At 37.2% G+C, this 12714-nt stretch carries 14 protein-coding genes; 6 read left to right on the forward strand and 8 right to left on the reverse strand.

The window, feature by feature from the left end; all coding sequences use genetic code 11:
- The coding region (locus tag G5W_RS21865) for a UvrD-helicase domain-containing protein (protein WP_010093515.1) at nucleotides 1-935 on the forward strand (935 nt) is incomplete at its 5' end.
- An 8-nt stretch (nucleotides 936-943) separates the two neighbouring features.
- A complete protein-coding gene (locus tag G5W_RS24805) occupies nucleotides 944-1183 on the forward strand; it encodes an ATP-binding domain-containing protein (RefSeq protein ID WP_420178097.1) in 240 nt (79 codons plus the stop codon).
- Nucleotides 1184-1237: 54 nt separating this feature from the next.
- Here the strand turns inward: G5W_RS24805 and G5W_RS0101225 are convergent, their stop codons facing one another.
- The 7 genes from G5W_RS0101225 to G5W_RS0101255 form a co-directional block, all read right to left on the reverse strand.
- Nucleotides 1238-2098 carry an AraC family transcriptional regulator gene (locus tag G5W_RS0101225; RefSeq protein ID WP_010093517.1) on the reverse strand — a complete coding sequence of 287 codons (861 nt, stop codon included), beginning with the start codon at nucleotides 2096-2098 and terminating at the stop codon, nucleotides 1238-1240.
- Between the two features lie 87 nt (nucleotides 2099-2185).
- On the reverse strand, nucleotides 2186-2908 hold the full coding sequence (locus G5W_RS0101230) for a YkgJ family cysteine cluster protein (RefSeq protein WP_010093519.1): 723 nt from the start codon (nucleotides 2906-2908) through the stop codon (nucleotides 2186-2188).
- Between the two features lie 134 nt (nucleotides 2909-3042).
- On the reverse strand, nucleotides 3043-3699 hold the full coding sequence (locus G5W_RS0101235) for a ribonuclease H family protein (protein ID WP_010093521.1): 657 nt from the start codon (nucleotides 3697-3699) through the stop codon (nucleotides 3043-3045).
- 120 nt (nucleotides 3700-3819) lie between these two features.
- Entirely contained in the window at nucleotides 3820-4992 is a 1173-nt protein-coding gene (locus G5W_RS0101240; protein WP_010093523.1) for a hydroxymethylglutaryl-CoA synthase, read from the reverse strand.
- Between the two features lie 127 nt (nucleotides 4993-5119).
- Entirely contained in the window at nucleotides 5120-5293 is a 174-nt protein-coding gene (locus G5W_RS23915) for a hypothetical protein (protein WP_010093525.1), read from the reverse strand.
- 57 nt (nucleotides 5294-5350) lie between these two features.
- Nucleotides 5351-5644, reverse strand: coding sequence for a HesB/YadR/YfhF family protein (locus tag G5W_RS0101250; protein ID WP_010093527.1), 294 nt, complete (start codon nucleotides 5642-5644; stop codon nucleotides 5351-5353).
- 191 nt (nucleotides 5645-5835) lie between these two features.
- The gene (locus tag G5W_RS0101255) at nucleotides 5836-7893 is read right to left on the reverse strand and encodes a catalase (RefSeq protein ID WP_010093529.1); all 2058 of its coding nucleotides are present in this window, start codon (nucleotides 7891-7893) and stop codon (nucleotides 5836-5838) included.
- Nucleotides 7894-8039: 146 nt separating this feature from the next.
- On the opposite strand from G5W_RS0101255, the gene G5W_RS0101260 reads away from it, so the two are divergent.
- Together G5W_RS0101260 and G5W_RS0101265 are read left to right on the forward strand one after the other, a co-directional pair.
- Entirely contained in the window at nucleotides 8040-8225 is a 186-nt protein-coding gene (locus G5W_RS0101260; RefSeq protein WP_010093533.1) for a hypothetical protein, read from the forward strand.
- On the forward strand, nucleotides 8222-9613 hold the full coding sequence (locus tag G5W_RS0101265; RefSeq protein ID WP_010093534.1) for an amidase: 1392 nt from the start codon (nucleotides 8222-8224) through the stop codon (nucleotides 9611-9613). Before G5W_RS0101260 ends, G5W_RS0101265 begins: the two co-directional genes overlap by 4 nt.
- Nucleotides 9614-9708: 95 nt before the next feature.
- Here the strand turns inward: G5W_RS0101265 and G5W_RS0101270 are convergent, their stop codons facing one another.
- Nucleotides 9709-10122, reverse strand: coding sequence for a VOC family protein (locus G5W_RS0101270; RefSeq protein WP_029190962.1), 414 nt, complete (start codon nucleotides 10120-10122; stop codon nucleotides 9709-9711).
- A gap of 279 nt (nucleotides 10123-10401) precedes the next feature.
- Here G5W_RS0101270 and G5W_RS0101275 point away from each other — a divergent pair, with 279 nt between their 5' ends.
- Both G5W_RS0101275 and G5W_RS0101280 read left to right on the forward strand, forming a co-directional pair.
- Nucleotides 10402-11127: a Crp/Fnr family transcriptional regulator gene (locus tag G5W_RS0101275; RefSeq protein WP_010093538.1), complete on the forward strand. Its 726-nt coding sequence runs from the start codon at nucleotides 10402-10404 to the stop codon at nucleotides 11125-11127.
- 117 nt (nucleotides 11128-11244) lie between these two features.
- Nucleotides 11245-12714 carry a multicopper oxidase family protein gene (locus G5W_RS0101280; protein WP_010093540.1) on the forward strand — a complete coding sequence of 490 codons (1470 nt, stop codon included), beginning with the start codon at nucleotides 11245-11247 and terminating at the stop codon, nucleotides 12712-12714.

Here is a 12714-nt window from a genome sequence, read left to right on the forward strand (position 1 = left end):
ATTCTACCTTAATTTCAAAAGAAGAAATTTCAGATTATTTCTATTCACTTGATAAAAATATCGCGATTCCAAATCGTATGGAGTTAGTTTCCAGATGGATCCTACAGGAGTTACGTATCCATCAACAAAAGGAAAAATCGAAGGATTGGGTACTGGAAGAAGTCGAGCTGTTGGATAAAGAGGATTTTCTACAAGCATATTATAAAAACCAACTTGTGGATGAAGATGATTTTAGTCTAGAAGAAGATATTCTGCGTGAAGAAGTTGTTAAACGGCAATTCGCACCAATCCGTAAACAGGTAAAACGATATGCTTTTGTCCATACTCTTGCGACCTATCGTCAAATGTTCGTATCATGGAAGCCGCACATACTAGTCGATGAATGGGAAACTATTCGAGGACTCTCTGTATCCAATTTAGATAAAAGATTTCTAACTTGGGAAGATGCAGCCCCATATCGATATTTTAGAGATAAAATGATTGGCGATAAATCACAGCGAGCGATCCGCCATTTATTTATTGATGAGGCACAGGATTATTCTGCCTTTCAATTTGCCTTTATAAAAGAATTGTTTCCATATACTCGTTTTACACTTTTAGGCGATATTAACCAAGCTATATATACGTATGCTTCAACTGATAATCCATTGGTTCCAGAATCTATCAATGAAAAACATGAACGAATTCTACTTACGAAAAGCTATCGCTCTACAAAACAAATTGTGGAGTTCACGAAAAAATTCGCTCCCGGTGGAGAAATAATTGAACCCTTTGAACGAGAAGGGGATGTTCCTAGTGTCCTACAATTGAGCAATAAGGAAGATTTAGCAGATACAATCATTCAATTTATTACAGATTTAAAAACAAAAACTATGAAACGATTGCAATTATATGTAAAACACTGGAAGAGAGTAACCAAGTCTTCTCATTACTAAAGGATCAAATCGAGCTAAAGCAATTAACAGAAGAAACGTATTCATTTGAAAAGGGTATTGTTACGCTTCCTGTATACTTGGCTAAGGGGATTGAGTTTGATGCGGTTATTATTCCAGATGCTTCAAGTAATCACTATCATCAAGAGGCTGATCGAACTCTTTTCTACACCGCATGTACAAGAGCCATGCACAATCTAAGTATGATTTATAAAGGTGAACCGTGCATGTTTATTAAGGAAACCTTATAATTTGCTTAAAAAACAAGTACCTAGATTATACTAGGTACTTGTTTTATTAACCATTTACTTTTTAATAGGAATCCAGATTTCACTGTAATAGTCAGCTGATGAAGGGTCTGAATCGCTGAGATACACCTCCATCTCAGGACCACCTGAATGTTCATAGCCTGTTGCAGGAAACCATTCTGAAAAAATTCTTTGCCACACTTTTGGCATCGCACCAGGCATAGGACCATTTACAGGAAAAACTGCCCATGTAGCAGCTGGAATTATCCTTTCTTCCCAATCAGTCGGTACACTCTCCATATTCTTTTCTGCCGCAATGAGATAAGTTAAATTTTCCATTTCCTTATCATATTCGAAGCAAATACCTAACAAACCAAGCGGCCCACAATTTTTGGCGAGTTGTGATGAAAAACCATTCGAGTTTGCTTCATTCCAAAACTCTGCAATTTTACGATTGTTTTCCCCACCTACAGTCGTGGTTCGTATACTCTTACCCACTACAGAAAAAGCTTCTTTCTCAACAATTTTGTAATCCATTTCTACATCACCCTTTAACTGAATTTGAAAGGAAAGTTTTGGATAAGCTTTCAAAGTATGACTTTGTTTCTTGGCTATAGATGGACTAATACCATGAATATTACGGAAAGCCTTCGTAAAGGCTTCTGGACTTTCATAGCCATATTTCAATGCTAAATCAATAATTTTGACATCTGAATTCACTAACTCTTGAGCTGCTTTTGTCAAGCGTCGATTACGAATATATTCGCTAACAGTAAAACCAGTTAACATACTAAACATTCGCTGAAAGTGAAATTTGGACATGAAGGCCTTTTGAGCAATTTCCTCTATTTTTAGCTCTTCTTCCAAATTCATTTCTATAAATTCAATGCTATCAATCATTCTTTGAAGCCTCTCCACAAGTCAACCTCCCTTTTCTAATTCAAGTTTACTGAATGAAGTGTAGAACATCCTGTTCATCCGTGCTCATTGAAAACAGATTTAGGATTATCTATTCAACCAATTTACTAAATAGTCCTCACGATAAAGATCATCGGGGTACTGAATAAATCCGGTATCCCCTTCCTCATATAAGAATTGAAGGAATTCATTTAATGCACCCATATACTCTCCATATAAAAATTCAAAGCTAATGGTTTCCTTCGGCATCAAATTATCCGCACAAACCTTAGGATTGGTATAATTCACATATGTTCTACATGGAATAGGTCGTATTTCGTATGCCATACATTGATTCGTCTCTGTATTTAATAAGGGACATGGCATGATTAGTTTTCGATAGTTCATCTTAAAATCGGTATCATTCTCAAAATCTAGCTCTTTAATCGATTTTAAATTTGTAGCATAGCTCTGATAGTAATGATTGAGATGCTCTTCTAATTGCTTTTTTCGGTCTTCAGGAAAGGCATCGATGGCTTTTTGCATTAATTTTGCTTCCATTTCATTAATGATTATCGGAAAATAACAGCAAAAAGCACAGCCAGAACGGCAAGTTACTGATAAACCAACATGGTCTTCCATACTAGTAATCTCCGAGCTAACAACTTCTAATAATTCTGTAAAACTCGCGATGAGCTTTTCCTCAGTTAAGACTTCCGCTTCTGACCAGCCTTCCACTATTCGGAAAAATTTATCTTCATCTATTTCATATTCATTCATTAGTCTTTCACATTTTACTCGAATGTCCTCAAGTGATAAGTATTGTGTCATATGATACTCTCCTATTACAGTTTACTGTATTATTGTTAACGATATCTTCCTATTTGTAAAGATAGTAAACCAGCGCGATTAGCCTGATTCATTCAGTACCTATGAAAAAAGGCCGTAACATAACTGTTACGACCTTATTCCACTACACTATTACTAAATATTTCCACACCTTGTAATGCTTGAGTAGCTAAATGATCGGCTTCCTTATTGTGCTTTCTAGGAACAAGCTTATATTCTGGAGATAGGCCAAGTGATTCAAGCTTTTGTTCAATTCGATCAATCCAACGTAATAATTCTTCCTCATAGCATGGCCATTCATCTTTTAACTGATTAATTACTCCTTGAGAGTCTCCTGTAAAGGATACTGGCAAATGGTGTACTCCTAGTAACTCTAACTCCCCTATTGCCAGATGAAGAGCGGCATATTCCGCCTCCCCATTTGTATTTAACTCATCCACTTGAGCATTTTTACGGATTCGATGTTGTTTACCATCTTGTTCATAATAAATAACACAACCGAGACCTGATTTTTTTGACTCTACATCAAAACCTCCATCAAAAAACACGACTATATTATGGGGTTCCATTTCCACGCTATTTACATATTTTTTCAACTCTTTAAACATCCATGTTGTATCATGGTTATCATAGAATATCATGTTTTTTACCCGACCTGTTCGTTCTAAATCCTCTGCCAATAATAAAGCTTTCTCCGGATTCATCTCATCGGAAATAAAAACCGTTTCCGTGCCTTTTGGGGTTTTATAGGTAATCTCCATTCGTATTTTCATTTTGCCTCCTCAAGTTTTTTCTTTTATATTTTCCACCTTTAAAAATAAGACATACAAGCTAAAAACATAGTCGGTAACAAAAAGGACACAAAATGCTTGTGTCCTCAAGGTGTCTATGATTTATTTATGCAATTTGTTTACATAGTGACGTTTATGATCTAACACACCACTTAAACAAATGGCAGCAGGATCCTTGGAAACATCTAAGTCGATATCTGATCCATCATTCGGTAATGTTTTCTCAAAGATTTCTTCATATTCTTCGACAGACACTTCTTGACGAGAAGCAAATAGACGTTTATGTCCCGAAATATTGAGATACTCTCGATAGTTTGGTTGAAGTATACCTGTGAAGAATTCTCCAACTGCTCCAGACCCATAACTGAACATCCCGATTCTTGATCCTTCTTTGATTTCTTTTGTTTCTAATAATGATAATAGGCTTAAATATAAGGAACCTGTATAAATATTACCTACGTTACGGTTATATGTTGTACTAGCTTCGTAATGGGCTAAAAGACGCTCTCGAACATCCTCAGGTGCTTCCTCCAACACTGTACGTAATGCTTTTAGTCCCATTTTTGTATATGGAAGATGGAAACAAATAGCTTCCATGTCACTTAGAACTAGTCCTGTTTTTTCCTTATAGGCTTCCCAAACTTTATTAAAGAATAAAATGTACTGTTCATTTGAGAACTTCCCGTCCACGAATGCCTTGTCCGAATAAATTGGACGCCAGAAATCCATAATATCATTCGTTAGGTAAACATTGTGATTTTCTAATTCCATCACTCTAGGATTTGCACTGATAACCATAGCAACTGCACCAGCTCCTTGGGTTGATTCTCCTGATGTGTTTAATCCATAGCGTGCAATATCTGTTCCGATAACTAATGCTTTGCGATCAGGATTTAATGCAATATGTCCTTTTGCCATTTGAATTCCTGCAGTTGCACCATAACATGCTTGCTTTAATTCAACTGCTCTAGCATTAGGATTTAACCCTAATAGCTGATGAACATAAACTGCTCCAGATTTCGAATGGTCGATTCCTGATTCCGATCCAAAGATAACAAGATCTATCTTTTCGCGGTCTTCATCATCTATGATAGAAAGGGCAGCATTAGCTGCTAATGTAACCGAATCTTGTGTAATAGGAGCAATTGCCATTTTACTTTGGCCGATACCGATTGTGAATTTCTCAGGTTCTACATTTCTTGCTAGGGCAAGTTTAGCCATATCTACAAATATATGTGGTGTATAAAATCCAATTTTATCAATTCCAATTTTCATGTTGCCTCTCCTTTAAACAGTTTCTCTCTCTATTATATCTATTTGTGAAAAAACACACAATCCGGAACGACAATACTTAGGCATCCTAAATGGAGCCTGTTACGATAAAACAAGCTCCACCATCCACCTATCCCTCATCTCGCTTGCGTTTATTTTTCTTACCGTTTATATTTAGAAATTCACTTTCACTCGAAATTTCTACATCGTGTTTCCCATTTCGCTCAGGTTCCGTGTTATATTTAATGCCATGATTCTTTTGTTTACCTGTATCTCGATTCATGTTCTTGTTTTCCTTAGACATGATAACCCTCCTAATGTTTTATCAAGGATTATTATGTCCTTACTAGGGTTTTCTTATTTACCCTCTCTCGTTAAACTCATATTCAACTTCTTGCTCGCCCATTTTAACCTTCATATCATATTCTTCTAGAAACCAGTCATCTTTCTCATTGAAATAAAATGTAATTCCTTCTACTTCTTGGCTCATCCCCATCTCTCCGTCTAAACCGACTGACACACCTAAAAAATAATTCGGATGTTTGGTAGCAATGCCTCCGTAAATTTTCAGAAAGAACTGTACATAGTCCCCATTATCAAGACCCATTTCATCCTTTAACCAATTTGCTGCTTCTTCTGTAATGTGTAAACCCATGGTTACCACTCCTAATTTTATAAGTTTGTTTCTATAGAATAACTCAATCCAAATAGTATATATTTTACTAACTTTGATTATAAACTAGTTCAGAGTATTTTACACAGAATAGAGTTTTGACAGTTCTTTGTCTTCATAATTTGCATGAATAATAAAAATGGAAAGAGCAATACCAGCTCTCTCCATTTTTATTAAACTCTTTCCCAAAAGCGCATCTGACAAATCGCATCGATAAATTCTTTACCAAAGTTTTGCGTGTTTGAAGCAAAGACAACGCCAGCTAAATTATTATTTCCAGATGGCTGTATATACGATTGTCCTGTTGAAGCAACACCAATCGGCTTAAAATGACTATAAGCAACATGTACGAAGCTTGTGAGATCAGCTTGAGATTTTGCCTGATTCTTAAAATTCCCTCCAACAACATAAAGTGAGTCAACTAAATACGGACTAGCTGTAAGGAAGGTTTGATCTACTTTCAATTTTGTACCATTAGCTCCAGTCACCGTGCCAAGTTTTTCACTGATAATCGTAAAGAATACACCCGAGCTTTGTAATAAGTTAAGTGTATTGGTAACCTCCGTATCATTAAAACCATTTCCTATCAGAACCCCGACCTTTTGTGTTGCCGCAAAACGAGGAGTGTTGTATTGGCTTAGAGAAGCGAAACTCGTTGAGACTGGTACATGAGTTCCACTTGGTGGTTCCACACCGATGTTATCAGCTACAATTGTAGCTAGTTCTTTATCGACATTAACTAATAAATTTACGTTTTGTTGGCGGACAGATTCACTTTTAACTTTTCCTAATTGGTAGCTAAATGCTTCAATGGTATGCTGCTTCTCGATAGGTGTCAAGCTATTCCAAAATATTCTTACTTGTGAATAGTAATCCTTAAACGAATCGCTTCTAGCGCGAATGACGTGCCCTTCGACTTTCTTAGGATAAGATTCATATCCACCTTCTTCTGGGGGTACTGTATAAGGTGTATTATTTGCTAAAGAATTTTGATGGTAATCTACTTCATCGACATCAATTCGCTGTCTCATAACACCTCTACGCGTATTGTTATGAAAAGGACAAAGTGATCGATTTATTGGTAGCTCATCATAATTGGCACTACCAAGTCGATATTGTTGTGTGTCTCTATACGCCATTAATCTTCCCTGTAAAACAGGATCATTAGAAAAATCTATACCTGGAACAACATTTGCAGGGTTAAATGCAACTTGCTCTGATTCTGTGAAATAGTTTTGAATATTTCTATTCAGTGTCATCTTACCAATAATTTGAACAGGAATAAGCTCTTCTGGCCAGAACTTAGCAGGGTCAAGAACATCAAAGTCATATTTAAATTCATCCTCTAAAGGAATTAGTTGAACACCTAATTCATATTCAGGATAAAAACCTTTGTCAATCGCCTCTCTAAGATCTTTTCTGTGGAAGTCAGGGTCCAATCCACCAATCTTTAATGCCTCATCTTGTAGTAGCGAATGAACTCCAAGTACTGGTTTCCAAACATATCTCATAAATGTGGCTTTACCTTGATCGTTCACAAATAGATACGTATTAATAGACCAAGATTCCATCATTCGATAGCTTCGTAAAATACCACGATCAGACATAATCCAGGTCACCATATGAATAGACTCAGGATTATTAGCTACATAATCCCAAAAATGGTCATGTGCACCTGTAGCAGTTGGTATATCATCATCCTGCTTCGCTTGGTACGCATGCATCGCATCTGGGAACTTCATGGCATCTTGGTTAATTAGTACTGGCATAGCAATAGTAGTTAAATCCAGGTTTCCTTCTTCTGTATATAGTTTAACACCCTGACAACGTAAATCTCTAGCTGTATCATAGGAGCCTTTAGGTCCTTGCACAGTGGAGAAACGAATAGTTAGTGGCGTCTTTTTTCCCGCCTCTGATAAGAACTTAGCTCTAGTAACGTGTTTCATCGATTCATAGCATTCGAACTCACCATGTGCACTATAACCTCTTGCATGTACCACTCTCTCAGGTATTTCTTCGTGGTTAAAATGGGACATCTTTTCAAAAAACTCGTAGTCTTGTCGCAAGGAAGGACCCCGTATTCCCGCTTTTAATTGATCTGTATCTTGAGATCGCTTCTTGCCTTGCATGGTCGTCATTGGCTTATCCTTATTCGATATACGATACTGATCTAATTGCTCCTGTTTGGGATCAGTAGGAGGCTTTTGATTTCTTGATGATTTGTCATCCATGTTGTTGGCACCCACCTTTTTGGTTATTTGTATACCACTTATATTTTTATGTAGTAACAAGTAGTCCTAGAACCATCAATACTACATTTTGCACCTTAGTTTTACCCTTACATATAGTATTAATACCCATAAAGGAGGGAGTTTTCATGAATGATACAACCCTTATCCAAGAGAGATTACACTTGCAAGGATTACCTGTTTATCCATCAGACATCGCGTATATTCAAAGCACATTAAACACACTATTACACGCACAAAACTCGCTACTAGCGTTCCCTAACATAAACACAGAAGTCCCTATTACCGTTGTCGAAAAGAGGTTATTACAGTGACAGATATTTCTTATTTAACGGCAAGTGAGCTTGGATCCTTCATCAAGTCTAAGCAACTGTCACCAGTAGAGTTAACCAAACATATTTTCAAACGTATTGACCAAGCAGACCCCACCCTTCATACCTATATAACCCCGACCAAAGAAATAGCGTTAAAACAAGCAACAATGGCAGAAAAAGATATTATGCGTGGTGACTACAAAGGTCCACTGCACGGAATTCCAATCGGTATTAAGGATAACTATGCTACGAAAGGAATTAGAACAACGGATGGTTCCAAACTATTCGCTAATTTCATTCCAGAACAAAACGCTACTACTGTAAAGAAACTCCTCGGTGCAGGGAGTATTATGTTAGGTAAACAAAACATGCATGAACTAGCCGCTGGATCTACTGGCACAAATCCTTATTATGGGACAACGCGTAACCCATGGAATATTCGTTATATGCCAGGCGGTTCAAGTAGTGGAGGAGCAGCTTCCCTTGCTGCAGGTCTAGCTGTTCTTACAACTGGTTCCGATACATTTGGATCTATCCGTTTACCGGCTGCTATGTGTGGAGTCTATGGGCTTAAACCTACCTATGGACTTATAAGTACATTTGGAGTCATCCCTACAGCTTGGTCCTTAGATACTGCAGGTCCTATGGCACGTTCTGTCTCAGATCTGGCTCTAATGCTACAATACATGGCTGGATTTGATGGGAAGGACCCAGCAAGTCTAGATGTTAGGATTCCTAATTATATGAAGAATCTTCATAAAGGGATGAATGGTGTAAAAATCGGAATTCCTACTTATTATTTAAGAGGATTAGACCCTGATGTAGATAAGCTCTTCCAGCAAGCTATTCACACGCTTAGAAGACTAGGAGCTGAAATAAAGGAGATGGAGATTCCGGAACTAGAAATGGCAACCTATGCAGGCTATGCTATTGTAACTGGAGAAGCTTCTACCTTTCATTATGAATGGTTAAAAGAGTATTCAGAGGATTATTCAGTCGACATCAGAAGTTTCTTTTTATCAGGTGCTTTAACAGCAGCACCACAATATGTTAGAGCCCAGCAAGCACGAAGGAAAATGGTTAAAGCATTGAAACAAGCATTTTCCGACGTAGATATTCTACTTGGACCAACTGTTCCGATGACAACACCTGCCTATCGCGAAGATTGGATAGAGCAAAATTTAGAAGTTGTGAGAAAATCTATGCCGTTTACAGCTCCTATTAATCTAACAGGTATACCAAGTCTTTCTGTTCCGATGGGACTTGACCAAAGAGGTCTTCCTGTAGGAATGCAATTTATGGGGAACCATCTATCTGAAGCTTTACTATTTCAAATTGGGAAAGCATGGGAAAATACAGTTCCACTAAAAACAACCCTAATGAACTAATAAATTTAAAAAGATCTATTAGCGGATTGATCCCTGAATGATTATGCTTCATCCAACTTTTCTCGGGTCAAAACCTTAATAGATCTCTTTTAATATTATATACCTAATAACTCTTTGTAAGTAGAGCTAAGCTCACTCCACACATCAAATTTATTACCATCTAAATCATAAAAAACAAAGTTATTACCAGTGTGTCCTCTGTCCTCAATTTCTCCCACTTCTACTCCGTTCTCCATTAGATAAGCATGGAACTCCTTTAGTTGTTCAAACCCGTCTACTTCAAACGTTAATGCAAAATGCTCATTGCCCTTTGCATCTTTAAAACTATTTTTTTCTCCAGCGGGAGCTTTAACAAGAAAAATACTTTGATGAGCGAAATCCAATATTGCCTTATCCTCATCTTGATAATTTTCTACTGCTCCTAGTTTGCTTTGATACCAATCAGATGCAACTCTTGGATCTTCAACTGGTAGATAGGTCGTTCCAACACGCTTGATAAATTTATTCAATCTATTATCCTCCTTATTCTCTTCCTTTTTAAATAGTTTCGTCATCATAAATTCAAATTTTTCAATCTTTTTCACAACGTAAATTTTAGCATAGTGAAAAAGACCTGTCATTGTCTTTTTTTGTCGAATAATAATTAGGCATATTGTCATGTAAAGATAAAAGTTCTTTATATTGTCACGAAACCTTCAACATATCGTACTGAATATAGAAGTAGTAGATTTCTACGCAATGGTAATATTATAGGTAATGGTCTATTACTCTATTTGGAGGAATGTATAATGCTAGCTAATTTCCTAATACGATCACAAAGCGGTACGATTCCAACTATCCCACACCCATTAATTGACCTTATAAGGAACATCAGTACTATAAAAAGGGTGCAAAAAGACACCTATCTATTTCAAGAAGGTATAGAAGCAAATGAGATATATTACATCCAATCTGGTCTCATCCAAATTTCCAAGCTGAATGCGGATGGAAAAGAAATAACTTTAAGAATCTGCAGCCAACATGATTTAGTTGGAGAATTATCACTTTTCAGCCCTGATCCCCAATACACATTAAGTGGAAAAGTATTGTCTGCTGGTGAGGTTCTTGTCATATCAAAGGGGGAACTTGAAGAAGCCCTTCTTACAAATACCAATCTAGCATTAGAATACATGAAGTGGTCTAGTATTCAACTAAGAAAATATCAATCTAAACTAAGAGATCTCTTATTTAACGGGAAGAAAGGGGCACTCTATTCTACATTAATTCGCTTGTCTAATAGTTACGGGACTATACTAGAAGACGGTATCCTGATTGACATAACATTGACCAATCAAGATTTAGCTAATTTCTGTGGTGCAACACGAGAAAGTGTAAATCGAATGTTAGTAGATTTACGTAAACTTGATATTCTCTCCACTGAACAATCTGGAAAGATATTAATCAAAAATCTCGAATATCTAAAAACAGCCATCTATTGTGAAAACTGCCCAATTGAAATATGTAATATAAACTAATGGGTTCATGAAAACCATGATTGATTGTCATAAATCTTTTAGATTTCCTTCTTAATGAACTGTATTTTTACGCTACAATAGGAAGAATGATGATTTTACTAGATTGGAGAAGTCGTAATGAAGAAGCTTTATATCTATAGCGTTGTAATTGTATTCCTACTTGCAGGTGCATTCCTCCTATTTCAAAATATCGTACAGGATGATTCACCTGAAACAAAAACAGATGATATATCTAGTTTAGCGGTTTCACACCCCTTACCTATTCCACCTTTATTAGAGGACGTTAATCCTGACCCAAATCGAGCTGAGTTCCATTTAACAGCTCAAAACGGTACAAGTGAATTCTTTAATGGCATTGAAACAGAAACATTAGGATATAACGGGAATTATCTTGGTCCTGTAATTCGAGTGCGCGAGGGTCAACAAGTGAAAGTAAAAATGAAAAATGATTTAGATGAGGCTACTACTTTACACTGGCATGGCCTACGAGTTGATGGTGAAAACGATGGTGGCCCACATTCCGGCGTTCTGCCAGGTGATACATGGGAGCCGGAGTTTACCATTGAACAACCAGCTGCCACTCTATGGTACCATCCACATATGATGCATATGACTGCCAAGCAAGTTTATGAAGGACTGGCTGGTCTATTCATTATCGAGGATGAGGTATCGGATCAACTGGATATCCCGAAAGATTATGGCGTAAATGATATTCCATTAATCATACAAGATAGAAGGTTAGATGCTAGTGGGAATATGAAGTATGACCCAGGGATGAATGATATTATGATGGGCCTCTATGGTAATGCCTTCCTAGTAAATGGGGCAATTTCACCATATTTAGAAGTGCCAAAGGGCATGGTCCGTTTACGTTTACTGAACGGTTCAAATGGTAGGACTTATCATTTTGAGTTGAATAATGGGCAATCCTTCTATCAAATCGCAACGGATGGTGGTTTTTTGGAAAAGCCTGTTGAAATGGACTCTATTCGAATGAGCCCTGCAGAACGTGCTGAAATTTTAGTAGATTTTTCAGAGCTAGAATCTGGTGACAGTATTCAATTAGTTGACACAGGATCAGACTTGGCAAAAACCGTATCAGAATCAGATGTAGAATTAATGAAATTTGTTGTAATAGATGAAGAAACTGATGTCTTTACAATCCCAGAAAAGCTTACAACAATTGAGAAATTAGCTCCTGACAGCTCAGCTGCTACTAGAGAGATGGTAATGGCTGGTGTAGGCGCAACACTCACCATTAACGATAAAACGATGGATATGTCACGAATTGATGAAGTAGTAAACTGGAAGGATACGGAAATTTGGGAAGTTACGAATCAACGAACAGGTACACAGGGTGGTATGCCACATCCATTCCACTTACATGGGGTCCAGTTTCAAGTTTTAGACAGGGATGGAAACCCTCCTGCCGCCAATGAATCTGGCTGGAAGGATACGATACTCGTTCATCCAGGAGAAACCGTTCGAATCATTACAAACTTTAAAAACAAAGGTATCTTCATGTACCATTGTCATATCCTTGAGCATGAAGACGCCGGTATGATGGGACAATACGAGGTAAAATAA

The sequence above is a fragment of the Ornithinibacillus scapharcae TW25 genome (assembly GCF_000190475.1).
In the GTDB taxonomy this organism is placed as follows: domain Bacteria; phylum Bacillota; class Bacilli; order Bacillales; family Amphibacillaceae; genus Ornithinibacillus; species Ornithinibacillus scapharcae.